Source organism: Actinoplanes hulinensis (genome assembly GCF_019429605.1).
In the GTDB taxonomy this organism is placed as follows: Bacteria; Actinomycetota; Actinomycetes; order Mycobacteriales; family Micromonosporaceae; genus Actinoplanes; species Actinoplanes campanulatus.
Genome location: NZ_JAHXZI010000019.1, coordinates 68,452 through 83,702, shown reverse-complemented (window position 1 = coordinate 83,702; position 15,251 = coordinate 68,452). Strand labels below are relative to the sequence as shown.

Genomic DNA, 15,251 nt, shown 5'->3' with positions numbered 1-15,251 from the left:
CCACAAATTCATGGCTCCTCCCATCAAACCAAGGTATCGAACATTTGTACCAATACAGATACTGGCCTGCAGCCTCGTGCGCAAGCTCTCGATCATTTGGTTGAGGTAAAACCGTCAGCCCATCCGTGGAGTACTCATCTCAACGAGTCAACAGTTGACACAAACGCCAATGCCGCCCGGCCGGGGAGGCTGGGCGGCATTGGCGTTAGATCAGGCTGGCTGTTCGGCGGGGCGACCCAGCAGGAACGCCAGACTGAGCGACCGCCTCTTCAGGCGCACCAGCGCAACCCCACCCGCCACCGCCGCGGCCGTGGTGACCGCGCCGGCCAGGAGGAGGGCGCCGCGGGGGCCCATCGAGTCGCAGAGCCAGCCGATGGCGGGGGCGCCGACGATGCCGGAGAGGGACGAGACGATGCCGACGGTCGCCAGGACGCGGCCGCGCATCTCCTCGCGGGTGTCGAGCTGGATGCGGGTGGAGACGACGGTGTCGAAGATGACGGCGCCGGCGGCGATGGGCAGGATCAGGGCGGCGAAGCCGAGGAGGTTCGGGGCCAGGCCGGAGCAGAATTGCAGGGCACTCATCAGGAAGCCGGCGCCGAGCAGGACGCGCAGGGTGGAGCGGCCGCTGCCGGCCAGCAGGAGGCCGCCGGCGACCGCGCCGACCGCGAAGACCGTCGACAGCAGACCGTACGATCCGGACGAACCGCCCAGCGGCCCGGAGACCATGGCGGCCATCGAGACCTGGTAGTTGCGGCCGAGGGAGCCGAGCACGAACGACAGCGCCAGGATGATCAGGATGACCGGCTGGCCGAGCAGGTAACGGAAGCCGGCCAGCACACCGCCCTGGCCGGCGGGGGCGGAGGCGAGGGTGCGCATGTCGCCGAGGCGCATGGCGACCAGGGCGAGGATCACGCCGAGGTACGAGACGGCGTTGATCAGGAAGAGTGCGGACGGGCCGGTGATGCCGATCAGCACGCCGCCGAGGGCCATGCCGCCGATGCGGCCGGCCGAGCCGAGGACCGAGCCGAGCGCCAGGGCGGAGGCGAGGACGTCCTTGGGCACGAGCGCCGAGCCGAACCGGCCGAGCACCGGGCCTTCGAAGGAGCCGATCACGCCGGAGGCCAGCGCGACGCCGTAGATCAGCCAGTTGCCGCTGGTGAAACCGGCCGGGAGGAGGGAGGGGAGCACCAGGGCGAGGGCGAGCAGCGCACGGAGCGCCTGAAAGGTGATCAGCAGCGGCCGGGCCGGGAGGCGGTCGGCGAGCGCGCCGCCCCAGCTGCCGAGCAGCAGCACCGGCAGCGATTGCAGCATGATGACCGCGCCCATGGCGGTGGCCGAGCCGGTCGCCGTCAGGATCAGCCAGTTCAGCGCCAGCACCTGCATCCACGTGCCGCTGACCGAGACCAGGTCGGCGGCCGCCCACAGGCGGTAGTTGCGCTCTCGGAGCGGCGCGAACATCGGAGCCAAGGCGGCGGCACCCCCACAAGGAAAGTGGCACCGCCTCTCGGTGCCACCTCCTTCTTCGGGCCGGCCTCGCGTTCCGCTTCGGCTTGTGCCTCCGGAACACCGCAACCGCAACCTGCATGGTTGCGGTCCTCAAGAAGACCTTTCCCGGTACGGGGAAAGCACCCGGATTACGCTCCCTGCCATGACCGAGGTTCCCGCGCAGTCCACCAGGGCTCGCTCCATGTTTCAGACGGCCGGCGCCCTGGCTGTGGCCGTCCTCTCCGCGCTCACCTGGTTCGGCTGGCTGGGCTGGGACCACGAGTACCAGGCCGACGGCAGTGGCCCGTACCAGGCGTGGCAGGTGGCGGGCTGTGTCCTGACCCTGTTCGTGATCATGTTCGGCGCCGTGCAGCTGGGTGTGCTGCCGCTGTCCGCGGCGGCGGCCATGACGCTGGCGTTCACCGCGGCGTTCAGCGTGACGGCCTCGGCGGACGAGACCGGCCTGTGGGCGGTCGGCGCGCTGATGATCTTCATTTCGCTGGCGTCGGCGTCGGTGCTGGTCGGGTTCCTCTCCCTGCACCTGCGGCATCGGCGGCTCAGGGGGCGTACGCGCTGAGCGTCCCGTCGAGCACCTGATGGATCCGCCCGCCGGCGACGATGACGGCTCCGTCGTAGGCGGGCCCGGCCACCGCCCCGTCGGCGGCTTTCCGCACCTGCCCGGCGCTGTAGAGCAGCCCGCCGGCCCGGACCGGCTGGGCCATGTCGGCGGCCGCCCGTACGCTCCAGAGCCGTTTCCCGTCGGTCACCCGGAGCGCGTCGATGCCCTGGTCGAACACCCGGTAGAGCCGGTTCCCGTCGATCGCGATCATGGACCGGAGCAGCGGCGGCGCCGTCCACGCGGGCTGCCCGTCGGTGGCCCGGACGGCGCTGAGCCGGCTGGCCTGCCTGTCCCGGACGTAGAACCGGGTGCCGGCCGGGTCGGCGGCCTCGGCGGTCCAGTCGGCCTTGCGGGTCCATCGCACCCGCCCGCTGACGATGTCCACGGCGGCGCTCTCGCCCTCGGCGACGTCGCTGCCGTCGGTCCGGCGCAGCAGGATCGTCCCGTTCGCGGACACCCCGGAGGACAGGTGTTTCGTCCTGGTCCAGAGGGTCCGCCCGTCCCGGGCCGAGAACGCCATGACCTTGTCCTCGTCCGAGGGCGATCCACCGGACACCACGATGACGCCCTTGTCGACGGCGGTGTCGTTCACCGGGATGTCCGTGCCCTGGCGCCATCGGGGCAGCCCGCTGCGCAGGTCGAGGGCGATGAGCTGCCCGTCCGGGTCGCTCTGTGAGTTGCAGCCGTTGTTGGCGAGGATCACGAGCCCGTCGGCGATGCCCAGCCGTGGCGTCCCGTTGTCGCCGGGGTCGTCCCAGTCGTAACGCCACAGCAGCCGCCCGGTGTCCGCCGCGTAGGCGGAGACGCCGAGCTGGTCGCTGGTGACGACGCGCCCTCCGGACAGCAGCGGGGCCGAGTAGCTGGAGCAGCTGGTGTCGCTGGACCGGAGCTTGACCTGCCACTTCTTGCCGACCCGGCGGATGCTGCCGGCGTTGATCACGTCTTCCGCCGGGTTGTAGTAGCTGTTCTCGGCGTCGTAGCCGGGGTGGTCCCAGACCGGGGCGGCGGCCGCGGCGGCTGGGTTCACGGCCGCGCCGGCGGCAAGGGTGACGGTGAGGAACCAGGCAAGCATGCACATAAGGTATGCGGACTAACCTGCCTAAAGAGCAAGAATGGGACGACCCGGGTGGGCCGCCCCATTCTGATCCCGCTGATTCAGCCGGCGAGCAGCTTGAGCATCTGCTGGACCTGGTCGCTGCGGGACTGCTTGACCCGCTCGGCGAAGGCCTTGGCCTGCTCGTTGCCGCCCTTGGAGAGTTCGAGTTGGGCGAACTCGACGGCATTGTGCTGATGACCCAGGAAGAGGTTGAGGAAGGCCGTCTCGAACTGCGCCTTCTTCATCGTCTTCAGCGCCGCGATCTCCTTCTCGCTGGTGGCCGGCAGACCACCGTGATCGGCATGCAGGCTGGTCCGCTCGTCGAGGGTGGCGGGTTTGCCCCACTCGGTGAGCCAGTTCGTCATCATCCTGATCTCGTCGGCCTGGGTGACCTGTACGGCCTTGGCCAGCTCGACGACCTCGGGGCGGCCGGCCCGCTTGGCGGCGATCTGCGCCATCTGCTGCCCCTGCTGCTGGTTGTCGATCAGCATCTGGAGGAACATCACGTCGGTGTCGTTGAAGGTCGACCCGGCGGTGATCTCGGAGACGTTCTTGACGTTCTGCGCCTCGGCCGTGGCGGCCGGCGTGGCCTCCTTGTTGTCGACCGCGGTGCCGCACGCCCCGAGCAGGAACGGCGCGGCCGCGACGACCAGGGCGGCTACGTGGCGGGCCTTCACAGCGGCAGCCAGAGGGCGAGCGTCCAGATGCCGGGCTCCCAGCTGCGGATCGACGTGTGCGCCTGGCGGCACTGGTAGGAGACGCCCTCGTAGCTGACCACGTCACCGGTCCGGTACGACACTCCCGGAGCCCATGCGGCCCCCTTCCCCGGAGCGGTCGTGCTGGTCGGCGCCGTCGTGGCCGGGGCGGTCGTCGGTGCGGTGGTGGGCGCCTTGGTGGGAGCGGTGGTGGGCGCCTTGGTGGGAGCGGTGGTGGTCGGCGCCGTGGTCGGCGTCGTCGAGCCGGAACCGCCGATGTTGACGTCCACGCAGTTGTAGAAGGCGTTGACGGTATCCCCGATGTTCCACACCGCGAGGACCGTCTTCCGGCCCGAGAACCGGCTCAGGTCGATGGTGTGCGAGACGGTGGCCGAGGGGATGGCGTTGTTGTCGTCGAACGTGGCGACCGCGGCGCCGTCCACGTAGTACACCCAGGTGGCGGTCCGGTGCCGGGCGGTCAGCACCCAGTTGAACGTCGCCGACCTACCGACGGTGGTGGCCGGCCAGTTCCTGGACTCGTCGTTCAGGACCGTGAAGGCGGCGTTTCCGCCGTTGCACTGCTTGGACCCCTTCGGGGCCTCCACGCTCTGCGGCTCGAACTGGATGGCGCCACAGTTCGCGACCGTGCCGGCCGCGCAGAGCGCCTGCCGGCTCGGGGGCGAGGAGACGTAGCCGTGCGCCAGGGCGGGCGACGACGCGACCGCCAGGGTGGAGGCGACCATCCCGAGGGTGGCCAGCGGGTAGGCGATCTTCCTGCGCATGTCAGCTCTCCATCGGTTCGGCCTGGCAGTTACCGGCCGAACATTAGGAGCGGCTGCCATAACGGAGCCTTAACGGAACCGTCAAACCCCTTTAAAAGCGTGAACTAACGACGTCTGCGCTGGTCAGCAGGCTCAAGAACGGGTGCGTGGAGGAGGAATCCGATGCGTGCGCCACCCAGTGGGCTACGGTCGATGACCAATTGACCACGGACCGTCTCCGCGGTCCGGCGCACGATGTCCAGGCCCAGACCGGTGGAGCCGGCGCCGCTCACGCCACGCTGCACGGCGGTCTCCGGGTCCGGGATGCCGGGGCCGGCGTCGTCGACGAGCAGGCCGCTGGCCGAGACGCTGACCCGGAACGCGGTGCCGTCCGGGGTGTGCGAGAAGACGTTGCCGAGCAGCGCGTCCACCACCAGGATCACATCGCCGGCCGGCATCGGGATCATCACCGGCTCGTTGCCGCCGACCACCTCCCACGGGCGCTCCTGGTCCTCGGCCAGCACCGACCAGAAGGCCAGCCGGTCGGCGAGCACCTCGACCAGGTCGCACTGCTGGGAGCCGCGCTTCTCGATGCTGCCCAGCCGGGCGCCGGTGATGATCGCCTCCAGCTCCTCGTCGAGCAGGTCGCACGCCTGCCGCATCCGCTCCGCGATCGGGCCGGGTGGCATCGCCTCCACGTCGAGACGAAGACCCGTCAGCGGCGTACGCAATCGGTGTGAGAGATCCGCGGCGAGCTCGCGCTCCCGGTCGAGCAGGCGCCGCAGATCGTCGGCCATGCCGTTGAAGGCGGTGGCGGCGTCGCGCAGCTCGCGCGGGCCGATCGGGGTGATCCGCTCGTTGAGTTCGCCGCCGCCGAGCCGGCGGCTGGCCGCCGCGAGCCCGCGGGTGGCCCGGACCAGCTGGCTGCCGAGCCGGTCGGCGAAGAGGATCGAGCCGCCGACCAGGACGACGGCGAGCGCGCCCAGGTAGAGCCAGGCCGTGCCGACGCCACGCCGGGTGTCCGCCTCGGGAATGAACACCTCGACGACCACGGTCCGGCCGTCGGTCAGCACGGTCGGCTGGAGGTAGGCGACGCCGCCGGCACTGTCCGCGGTGGCGGCCCGGCGCTCCTGCGCGGCCCGCCGCACGGTGGCGTCGCTGAGGTGGCTGGCGCCGATCGGCTCGATGCCGGGCAGGTGGACCGCCAGGTTCCCGGCGCTGCCCGCGGCCGTGCTGGCCACCGCGTTGGTGAGGGACACCAGGTCGCTGTCGACACCGAGCACGGTGACCATCGAGGTGGCCTGTTGCCGCGCGTCCGAGATGGCCCGGTCGTACGCGATCTGCCGGGTGGCCACCGCGAGCGGCACCAGGAAGGCCAGGGCCACCATCGAGGTGATGGCCAGCGCCAGCCGGTTGAGCGCCCACCTCATTGCGGATCGACCATCATGACGCCCACTCCTCGGACGGTGTGCAGGAAGCGCGGTCTCGCGGCGGTCTCGCCGAGTTTGCGGCGCAGCCACGAGATGTGGACGTCGATGGTCTGCTCCTCGCCGATCCGGGCCTGCTGCCACACCTGGTTCATCAGCTCGCGCCGGCTGATCACCTGGCCGACCCGCTCGGCAAGATACGCGAGGACGTCGAACTCGCGCCGGGTCAGCTGCAACGGCTCGCCGCGAAGCTCCACCCGGCGCTGCCTCGGCTTGATCACCAGTTCACCCACGGTGATGGTGTTGGGCTGCTGCTCGATGGTGGTCCGGGCACGGCGCAGCACCGCCGAGATGCGGGCCAGGATGTGCCCGCCGGAGAACGGCTTGGTCACGTAGTCGTCGGCGCCGGCCGAGAGGAGCGCGATGATGTCCGCCTCCGACCGCCGGGCAGTGGCGACGATCACCGGTACGTCGGACACGGTCCGCATCATCCGCAGCGCGTCGGTGCCGTCGATGTCGGGCAGTCCAAGGTCGAGAATCACCAGGTCCGGCCGCTCCTGGGTAACGATCTTCAGCGCCTGGGCAGCCTGACCGACCGGGCGCACCACGTGCCCGGCCTCGGTCAGCGCACGGGTCAGCGCGGCCGTGATGATGCGGTCGTCCTCGACCAACAGGATCATCGCCATGGCGACAACCATAAGACCGGGTGAGAAGATGGCCGCGTGCGATCTTCCAGGTGGGTGCCGATAGCGGGCTGGTGCCTGGCCACCGCGACCAGCATCGTGCTCGGCTCGGTGGCGCTGTCCCCGGTGCTGACCGCGGCCCGCGCCGACAACGGGGCGCTGCCGGACATCGATCAGCTTCCGGCGCCTGCCGCGGTCTCCGAGACCAGCGACGCGCCGCCGCCGGCCGAGACGACCGCACCGGCCCGGACCACCCGGCCCCCCACGTCCGCGAAGCCCGGCCGGCCCCGGCCCTCGTCGGCCCGGCCCACCGGCGCCACGACCACGCCGGCCGCCACGACGAAGCCGGCGACCACCACCGAGGACGGATGGACCGTCACCACCAGTGACGGTGTGAAGACCTACGTCCGGTCCTTCACCACCGAGGGCGGCACGGCGGTCATCAGGATGACCAGCGAGGGCATCGTCTCCCTGGTCACCGCCACTCCGGCGGACGGTTACCGGGTGGAGAAGACCGGCTCCGACGTCAACCTGGCGGTCTACTTCAACGAGACGAACCACAGTTTCATCGTTCACGCGCAGTGGTTCAACGGCGCGCCGTTCGTCGAGGTCAGCGAAGTAGGCGAGTGATCGCAAGGGTTTTCCCCGATTCGCTGACGCCAGTCGATATCTAACGTCTCACCTCAAGTCACCTCGGTGTGACCCGCCGTCCCTCCCCGGGATGGTCGAGGCCCGCCCGCCATCCCCCCGGGCGGGAGAGGAGAAGGCGTGAAATCCCGTACCCCCGTCGTCATCGCGTTGACCGCCGCCACCGCGGCGGCCTCCGCGATGGTGGCGGTCGCCGGACCGGCGACCGCCCTGCCGCCCACCGATCCGGCCGCCGTCGCGGCCCGGGCCGCGGGCACCGCGTCGGCCCTCGTCGCCGATCGCCCATCAGTGCTGCAGGCCAGCGTGGATGAGGCGTTCGTGCAGCACCAGGTGATCACCACGGACAATCTGCAGTACGTGCCCTTCGACCGCACCTACAAGGGACTGCCGGTCATCGGCGGTGACTTCGTCGTGGTCACCGACGCGGCCGGGCAGACGAAGTACACGTCGGTCGCACAGACCCGGCCGATCGGTGAGCTCTCGGTCACCCCGAAGCTCTCCCCGGCCGAGTCGGTGACCGTCGCCAAGGGCGAGCTCAAGACGGTGGCGAACGTCGAGAGCACCCGCCTGGTCGTGGTCAACACCACCGGCGCCCCGGCGCTGGCCTGGGAGTCCACCATCAACGGCACCCGGGTCGACGATCACGGCGAGCTGGGTGTCAGCCGCCTCACCGTGGACGTGGACGCGAACTCCGGAGCGGTCCTGCGCACCCACGAGCACGTCACCGGGGTGAGCGGCACCGGGACCGGCTGGATCACCGGCTCGGTCACCCTGGACACCACGCTGTCCGGTTCGACGTACAGCCTGCGTGACCCGTCGCTGACCACGCTGACCTGCCAGGACTCGTCGACCAACACGGTGTTCAGCGGCACCGACAACGTGTGGGGCAACGGCACCGGCAGCAACAAGGAGACCGGCTGCGTGGACGCGTTCTACGCGGCGCAGAAGCAGAAGGCGATGCTCTCCAGCTGGCTGGGCCGCACCGGCTTCACCAGCAGCGGCGGCGCCTGGCCGATCCGCGTCGGCCTGAACCAGACGAACGCCTACTACGACGGCACCCAGGTCCAGATCGGCAAGAACAGCGCCGGCCAGTGGATCTCGTCGCTCGACGTGGTGGGCCACGAGATCGGCCACGGCATCGACGACAACACCCCGGGCGGCATCTCCGGCAACGGCACGCAGGAGTTCGTCGGCGACGTCTTCGGCGCGGCCACCGAGGCCTACGCCGCCAACGCCAACGACCCGGCCGACTACCAGGTCGGCGAGGAGGTCAACCTGGTCGGCAGCGGCCCGATCCGGTACATGTACAACCCGTCGCTCGCCGGTGACGACAACTGCTACTCCAGCAGCACCCCGAGCCAGGAGGTGCACGCCGCGGCCGGTCCCGGCAACCACTGGTTCTACCTGCTCGCCGAGGGCACCAACCCGACCAACGGGCAGCCGGCCAGCACCCGGTGCAGCGGCACCGGCGCCCTGACCGGCGTCGGCATCCAGACCGCCACCAAGATCTTCTACAACGCGATGCTGATGAAGACCTCCAGCTCGTCGTACCTGAAGTACCGCACCTGGACGCTGACCTCGGCCAAGGCCCTGGACAGCACCTGTGGCCTGTTCAACAAGACCAAGGCCGCCTGGGACGCGGTCAGCGTGCCGGCGCAGACCGCCGACCCGACCTGCACCACCGGCACGCCCACCACGTCGCCCACCACCTCGCCGACGACCGCGCCGGCGAGCTGCACCGGGACCAACGCCACCGATGTCTCGATCCCGGACGCCGGTTCGGCGATCTACAGCGACATCGCGATCAGCGGCTGTGCCCGCAACGCGTCGTCCACCTCGAAGATCGCGGTGAACGTCGTCCACACGTACCGGGGTGACGTGAAGCTCGACCTGGTCGCGCCGGACGGCTCCACCTACGCCCTGAAGGCGACGTCCAGCTCCGACAGCACCGACAACATCAGCGCCACCTACACCGCGAACCTGTCGGGCGAGGCGGCGAACGGCACCTGGCGTCTCAAGGCGCAGGACGTGTACTCGTCGGACACCGGTTACATCAACACCTGGACTCTCACACTCTGAGAGCCCCGTTCCGCCGGCGCCGCACACGCGGCGCCGGCGGAAACGATCACCAGCTGATCACGTTCGTCACTCAGATCTGCCGCTCGGGCCGGGAGGACCATAAGGTGCCTCCTAGATGTACGGACAGGAGGGCCCCCGGTGACTTACAGCGTGTATGGAATGGCGGCCGGGCGACCCACCGGCGTCCTCGCCGACGTGTGGGGCCGTTCGCTGGTCCGGGACGTTGCACTCACCGTCGGAGCGGCCGCCGCGGTCGGCCTGGCCGCGCAGATCTCCCTACCGGTTCCCGGTTCCCCGGTCCCGATCACCGGGCAGACCTTCGCCGTCCTGCTCGCGGGCGCCACCCTGGGCGCGACCCGCGGCGCCGCCGGCATGCTGCTGTACGTGGTGGCCGGCGCTCTGGGCGTCCCGTGGTTCGCGGACGGCGCCTCCGGCTGGCCCTCGGCCACCGCCGGCTACCTGATCGGGTTCGTCCTGGCGGCCGCCCTGGCCGGCCAGCTCGCGGCCCTCGGCGGGGACCGCCGCCCGGTCCACACGATCGGGTTGATGGCCGCCGGCAACGCGCTGATCTACCTGGTCGGGGTGCCGTGGCTGGCGTTCTCCACGGGCATCGGCCTGACCACCGCGCTGAGCCTGGGCCTCACGCCGTACCTGCTGGGTGACGTGCTGAAGATGGTGCTGGCGGCGACTCTGCTGCCGGGCGTCTGGGCGCTGATCCACCGGCACGTCGACACCGGCGATCGCTACTGACCGAGCGATACACACAGGCTGTGCACACAGCCTGTGGATAACTCGAACAGATGTGCGAATCCGGTCAGCGGATCACCCTGGGTAGCCCGATCCGGGTTCGCACACCCGGCGACGAATGCACCAGCGGGGCGCCCTGCGGCATCGGCAGACCGGCCGCCGTGGTCAGGTCCTGTTCCAGTTCGAGCACCCGCGCCCGGTGCAGCACCCACGGCGGATGCCACACATCGACGCTGGTCAGGCGGCCGGCGACCACGGTGTAGAGGCGGTACTGGGTGGTCAGGAAATGGTCGGTCCGGCCCAGTTCAGCGTCCGGGATCAGCTCCCCGGCCCGGACCCGGAGCCGGTACCCGGCACCGCGCGGCTCGTAGCGACGGCTGCCGCGATACACGGTCACGTCACCGGCGGTGCACAGTGTCATCCGGGACCACCGGTACGGCAGATTGAGACCGGCCCGGGCGGTCACCACAGCCGGCAGCCGGGCGGCGTCGAGCGAGAAGAAGTAGATCCCGGCGCCGCCGTCCGGACCGCGTACGTACGTGCGCAGGTTGGTCTCCGGGAAAGTGGAGAGCCAGGGCAGGGCGGGCAGCCAGGGTGGGCGGATCTCGTCCATCAGGAACGGGAGCATGCCCACCCAGACCAGGCCGTCCTCGGCGTCCGGCGTGAGCCCGGCCGGGAGCAGCGGGCCCACCACCTCGGCCGGGTAACGCCAGTGCAGGAACGTCATCCGGCGCCACCACTGGATCATCATGGCGGTGCGGACCTCGGTCATCGGCGGGGCGAGCACGATCGACCACCTCCCGCCTCGAGTGTCCCCGGTCCACCGCGCGGAACGGACCGGGAAACGCTCAGATGTCCAGAGCCTCCTCGATCCGCCGCAGCTGGTGCCGGGCCAGGGCCAGGTTGGCCCGATCCTTGTTCAGCGCCAGGTAGAGGAACAGGCCCTGCCCGGAACGGCCGGTCAACGGGCGGATCAGGTGGTACTGGGTGTCCAGCGAAATCAGGATGTCCTCGATCTTCTCGTGCAGGCTCAACATCTCCATGGTGCGCAGCTTCGCCCGTACCACCTCGGTGTTCGCGGCCGACGCCACCTGGAGATCGAAGTCCCTGCTCCCGCCGGCGATGCCCAGCGCCATACCGCTGGATCGGTCGACGAGGGCGACGCCGATGGCGCCGTCGATCTGCATCGCGTCCTTGAGGGCTACGTCCATGTCCGGCATCTCGGGTGTCCTCCCACTTCCTCGGGTCTGGGCCTGAGCGTGATGGACACCGGCGGTAACCGGTCGCACACGATGTGCGCCTCGGCCGCATCCGGTCATGGGATCTTTCAGGTGAACGGCGGCCGAGTTGCGGTTTTCTTCAAGTCAGAAACTGCTCATGACTTCACGTTGCGGTCCGTCGTGGTCACGCTCACGGATCGAAACCCTTGGGGGTACGCCGTAACCGCGCCCGATTCTCCGGAGTTGGGCGTCGGTAGAGCCGGGGTCTAGGCGGAGGGGACGCATGGTGTCAGTGCCGCTGTACCAGGCGAAGGCCGAGATGTTCCGGACTCTCGGCCACCCGGTCCGGATCCGGGTGCTGGAGCTCCTCCAGGACGGCCCGAAACCGGTCCGCGACCTGCTGGCCGAGATCGACGTGGAGGCGTCGAACCTCTCCCAGCAACTCGCGGTCCTGCGCCGGGCCGGCATCGTGACATCGTTCCGCGACGGCGCCCTGGTCATGTACATGCTCAGCACCCCGGACGTCGCCGACCTGCTCGCCGCGGGCCGGCGCATCCTGGGCGCGGTCCTCACCGACCGCGACGGCCTCCTGGTGGAACTCCGCGCCCAGGGCTCGACGAGCTGACGCTCGCAGTTCACCACCACATCCGGCGCCGCGTAGCCAGGGCGGATGCGGCGGTGAGTGCGATGAGAGGCAGCCAGGCAGAACGAACCATTGTGGATCGCCCCCACGGTTCCGGCGGTCAACTACCGCGGTAGCAAAGTCGTGAGTGTCATCGATGTTTCGCGCAGCCCTCGTTTTCAGTGGCTGCTCTCGACGGTCCCGGTGAACCCGGTCGGTGGCATGGTGAGCCGCCACGAGTCGGTCAGCTTTCCGTACAGCAGTACCGCGCCGATCGCCACGGGCAGGGCCGCCACCAGGGCTGTCGCTGCGATTCGGCGCTTCCAGACGTACGCCGGAGGGGTTGCCGGAAAGACCACCGGTGACGCCGGGGTGATCTCCCGGGCGGGCGCCGCGGGCAGCGGGATCGTCGCGCCGGAGGCGTGCCACACCTCGCGCAACCGGGCCGCGAAGCCCGCCATGCCGTCAACCGCCGGAACCGGCGTGAGCACCTCGTCGAAAAGCCGCGACAGACCGGGCCAGGCCGAGATGATCCGGTCGGCGCGGTCGGTGTCACCGGGCCAGTCGTCGCCGGTCAGCACCCGGAAGAGCAGCGCGCCGAGTGCCGTCACGTCGTCGCGGGGCGCCGGCATGGTCCGCCCGAGCGGAGCCGCGAAACCGGTGAGCATCGGTTCGCCGGCCGCGCCGATCAGGACGACCTCCGGGCGGATCCGGCCGTGCACCATCCGCGGGCGCATCGAATGCGTACGGGCCAGCGCGTCGGCCAGGACGATCGCGTGGTGCAGGGCCTCGGCCGGCGACGGGGGCCTGTCGCGCAGCACATCGTCGAGGGTGCGGCCGTCGATGAGGTCGAGCGCCAGCCAGGGCCGTCCGGTCGCGGTGATCCCGCCGGAGCGGACCGGGACGATCGCGGCGGTGACGCCCAGGCCGACCGAGGCGGCGACATGCGCGGCGAACGCGGACTCCTCGGCGCGGCCCCGGACGAAACGGTGGAAGAGCTGCAGCGCCACCCGGCGGCCGGCCCGTTCGTCCCAGGCCTGGTAGAGATCAGCCTCGGCGCCGGTGCTCATCCGCTGCAACCGGGTGTAGCCGGCCGGGGTGTCGATCCCCGCCACGTATCGCCCTCCCCTGACCGATCTTGAATGAGAATCTCACCCCACCGAACCGGCAGCGGCAACGACCCCCCGGCCAGCGAGATCATCCAACCCGCCATGGCGAACCCTTGATGTGAGCCGGGTCATTTCTTTGGTGCCGGCCGCCGCTGCGGACAGGTGCTGCGGGCGTCCGCGCGACCGGAGATCGCCGTCCTGCTCGGCCTCCATCCGGGCACGGAACGCGTACGCCTGCATCGGGTCCCATCACCACACCGGTCCCCCGATGGCGGCGCGAAGCTGGGCGGTCACCTCGGCCCGGCGATACCGGATCGCCCAGGACGGGAATCGGAGCAACCGGTCGCCGGGGATCCACAACGCGTTCTGTCGCCGCATGTCGGCCCACCACTGCCGGACATCCAGGTGGTAGCCGCCGTCGATCTCCACATGCACACGTTGATCAGGGAAATACGCGTCGAGGTAGTTGCGCCGGCCCGGTCCGGTGTCGCGTCGCCAGCGCATGCGAGGGCTGGGCAGGCCGGCGGCACGGCAGAGCTGGGCGAACTCGGCTTCCGGTAGCGACTCGGCACCACCCGACGCGTCCTGGATCGCGTCGCGGATCACCGCCCGGTGACGAATCCGCGGCATCGTCGCCAGAACCCGTCGCACCTCCTCGGCCCGGGCCAGCCTCTGCTGACAACCCGCCAGGACGATCGCGGCGGCCTGCTCTTGCGAATGCTGCCACTGGGCGGCGTCGATCAGCGAACGGGCCGCCGTGGTCCCCGGCGGGCGGGCGACGGGACACAGGTCTGCCCGCGACAGCAGGGTCGTCCGGTGCACGATCACGCCCTTCGGAGGGTTCTTCGCGGTGAGCCGGGCAGGCAGCAGGACGTGCACCGCCTCGGCGGGGAAGCCGCGGAAGCCCTGGGCCTCCAGCGCGGACAGGCCCCCGAGCCAGGCGGCGTGACCGCCGACCGTGCCGAGAACCGCGACCCAGCGGTGCACATCGGCCCCGGCCGGACCGGAATGCGCCAGGTAGACGCCATAGTGGACGAGACGCCAGCGCCGGGCGGCCAGCCGATGCCGGATCTGCGCGGCGGTGAGATGGCGTAGGGCCTGGGCACGGGTTATCACCGCGCTCTGCCTGTCGAGCAGATCACGGAGGGCGGGGTCGTCGGTTTCAGCCGGCACGAAAGCAGAGCCTCGCCGAACCACGAGCCCGCTGCCACACCGATACGACAGCCTGTGGATAACCCTGCGCTCACCGCCCAGATCTTGGGTACTCGTCACCACTGCCGCCCCGGATCTTGGGTACTCGTCACCGCCGCTGCCCCGGATCTTGGGTACTCGCCGCCACCGCCGCCCGGATCTCGGGTGCCCATTGCCGCCGCCCGGATCTTGGGTGTTCATTGCCCATCAGGGACGCATCAACGCCCAAGGTCAACTGCGGATCCGCGATCTTGGGGCCTTGTCGTCGACCGGACGCACATCAGCGCTCAAGATCGCGGCGGACGCGGGCGGCGGGAGGCAGGCGCGGCCGCGGACGCGGGCGCACGGGCGGTGGGCGCAGGCCACAGGCGCGGGTGCACGGGCGATGGGTGCGGGCGATGGGTGCGGGCGATGGGTGTGGAGTGGATAGATTGGGGGATGGCCTTTGATCAGGCGCTTGCGGATCGGATTCGGGACGGGCTTGAGGACCTCGACGGTGCCAGTGATCGCAAGATGTTCGGGGGGATCATCTTCATGGTGCACGGCAATATGGCCGTGGGTGTGATGGGCGACGACCTCATCGTGCGGCTCGGTGAGCAGGCGGCGGAGGTGGCTCTCAGTGAACCGGGCACCCGGGTCTTCGACATCACCCGGCGGCCCATGAGGAACTGGGTCGTCGTCGACGGTGAACGCCTCGACGACGACGCATTGGCGCGCTGGCTGCGGGCCGGCGTGGCGTTTGCGAGTGCACTGCCGCCGAAATGACTCCGGATGGGGGGCGACCTGACGATGGCGCTTCCTGACCGTCGCGCACAAGACTGAGCCGGTCCGCGAGCGTCGTTGACCGCGGACCGGCGGTTCAGTGAGCG

General features: G+C 70.2%; 16 protein-coding genes. 6 read left to right on the top strand and 10 right to left on the bottom strand.

All coding sequences use genetic code 11. The features are described 5' to 3' along the window. Window positions 1-210: 210 nt before the first annotated feature. Complete coding sequence (locus KZ829_RS31670) at window positions 211-1,458, bottom strand: MFS transporter (protein WP_220147520.1); 1,248 nt, start codon at window positions 1,456-1,458, stop codon at window positions 211-213. Window positions 1,459-1,648: 190 nt separating this feature from the next. On the opposite strand from KZ829_RS31670, the gene KZ829_RS31665 reads away from it, so the two are divergent. Then, window positions 1,649-2,062: a hypothetical protein gene (locus KZ829_RS31665; protein WP_246636591.1), complete on the top strand. Its 414-nt coding sequence runs from the start codon at window positions 1,649-1,651 to the stop codon at window positions 2,060-2,062. On the opposite strand, the gene KZ829_RS31660 is transcribed toward KZ829_RS31665, so the two are convergent. The 5 genes from KZ829_RS31660 to KZ829_RS31640 all read right to left on the bottom strand — a co-directional run bounded on the left by KZ829_RS31660 (window position 2,043) and on the right by KZ829_RS31640 (window position 6,769). Next, window positions 2,043-3,176: an outer membrane protein assembly factor BamB family protein gene (locus KZ829_RS31660; protein ID WP_220147519.1), complete on the bottom strand. Its 1,134-nt coding sequence runs from the start codon at window positions 3,174-3,176 to the stop codon at window positions 2,043-2,045. The two genes, KZ829_RS31665 and KZ829_RS31660, sit on opposite strands and share 20 nt — an antisense overlap. 83 nt (window positions 3,177-3,259) lie before the next feature. Further along, window positions 3,260-3,877 carry a DUF305 domain-containing protein gene (locus KZ829_RS31655; protein ID WP_308285741.1) on the bottom strand — a complete coding sequence of 206 codons (618 nt, stop codon included), beginning with the start codon at window positions 3,875-3,877 and terminating at the stop codon, window positions 3,260-3,262. Further along, entirely contained in the window at window positions 3,874-4,677 is an 804-nt protein-coding gene (locus KZ829_RS31650) for a lytic polysaccharide monooxygenase (RefSeq protein ID WP_220147518.1), read from the bottom strand. Before KZ829_RS31650 ends, KZ829_RS31655 begins: the two co-directional genes overlap by 4 nt. Before the next feature lie 104 nt (window positions 4,678-4,781). Further along, complete coding sequence (locus KZ829_RS31645; protein ID WP_220147517.1) at window positions 4,782-6,086, bottom strand: ATP-binding protein; 1,305 nt, start codon at window positions 6,084-6,086, stop codon at window positions 4,782-4,784. Continuing rightward, window positions 6,083-6,769 (bottom strand): response regulator transcription factor, encoded by a 687-nt coding sequence (locus KZ829_RS31640; protein ID WP_183224159.1) that lies wholly within the window; start codon window positions 6,767-6,769, stop codon window positions 6,083-6,085. The genes KZ829_RS31645 and KZ829_RS31640 overlap by 4 nt, the downstream gene beginning before the upstream one ends. Before the next feature lie 36 nt (window positions 6,770-6,805). Here KZ829_RS31640 and KZ829_RS31635 point away from each other — a divergent pair, with 36 nt between their 5' ends. From KZ829_RS31635 to KZ829_RS31625, 3 genes are all read left to right on the top strand, one after another. Further along, the gene (locus KZ829_RS31635; RefSeq protein WP_220147516.1) at window positions 6,806-7,396 is read left to right on the top strand and encodes a DNA mismatch repair protein MutL; all 591 of its coding nucleotides are present in this window, start codon (window positions 6,806-6,808) and stop codon (window positions 7,394-7,396) included. A 138-nt stretch (window positions 7,397-7,534) separates the two neighbouring features. After that, window positions 7,535-9,493 carry a M4 family metallopeptidase gene (locus tag KZ829_RS31630; protein ID WP_220147515.1) on the top strand — a complete coding sequence of 653 codons (1,959 nt, stop codon included), beginning with the start codon at window positions 7,535-7,537 and terminating at the stop codon, window positions 9,491-9,493. A gap of 159 nt (window positions 9,494-9,652) precedes the next feature. Continuing rightward, window positions 9,653-10,243, top strand: coding sequence for a biotin transporter BioY (locus KZ829_RS31625; protein WP_220147621.1), 591 nt, complete (start codon window positions 9,653-9,655; stop codon window positions 10,241-10,243). 64 nt (window positions 10,244-10,307) lie between these two features. Here the strand turns inward: KZ829_RS31625 and KZ829_RS31620 are convergent, their stop codons facing one another. Together KZ829_RS31620 and KZ829_RS31615 are read right to left on the bottom strand one after the other, a co-directional pair. After that, window positions 10,308-11,027: a YqjF family protein gene (locus tag KZ829_RS31620; protein WP_220147514.1), complete on the bottom strand. Its 720-nt coding sequence runs from the start codon at window positions 11,025-11,027 to the stop codon at window positions 10,308-10,310. 61 nt (window positions 11,028-11,088) lie between these two features. Further along, complete coding sequence (locus KZ829_RS31615; protein WP_183224151.1) at window positions 11,089-11,460, bottom strand: hypothetical protein; 372 nt, start codon at window positions 11,458-11,460, stop codon at window positions 11,089-11,091. 286 nt (window positions 11,461-11,746) lie between these two features. Here KZ829_RS31615 and KZ829_RS31610 point away from each other — a divergent pair, with 286 nt between their 5' ends. Continuing rightward, window positions 11,747-12,085, top strand: coding sequence for an ArsR/SmtB family transcription factor (locus KZ829_RS31610; RefSeq protein WP_183224422.1), 339 nt, complete (start codon window positions 11,747-11,749; stop codon window positions 12,083-12,085). A gap of 176 nt (window positions 12,086-12,261) precedes the next feature. Here KZ829_RS31610 and KZ829_RS31605 read toward each other — a convergent pair whose 3' ends face one another. After that, the gene (locus tag KZ829_RS31605) at window positions 12,262-13,197 is read right to left on the bottom strand and encodes a protein kinase family protein (protein WP_220147513.1); all 936 of its coding nucleotides are present in this window, start codon (window positions 13,195-13,197) and stop codon (window positions 12,262-12,264) included. 243 nt (window positions 13,198-13,440) lie between these two features. After that, the gene (locus tag KZ829_RS31600; protein WP_220147512.1) at window positions 13,441-14,364 is read right to left on the bottom strand and encodes a putative endonuclease domain-containing protein; all 924 of its coding nucleotides are present in this window, start codon (window positions 14,362-14,364) and stop codon (window positions 13,441-13,443) included. 429 nt (window positions 14,365-14,793) lie between these two features. On the opposite strand from KZ829_RS31600, the gene KZ829_RS31595 reads away from it, so the two are divergent. Then, entirely contained in the window at window positions 14,794-15,147 is a 354-nt protein-coding gene (locus KZ829_RS31595) for a TfoX/Sxy family protein (RefSeq protein WP_246636590.1), read from the top strand. Window positions 15,148-15,251: the final 104 nt, after the last annotated feature.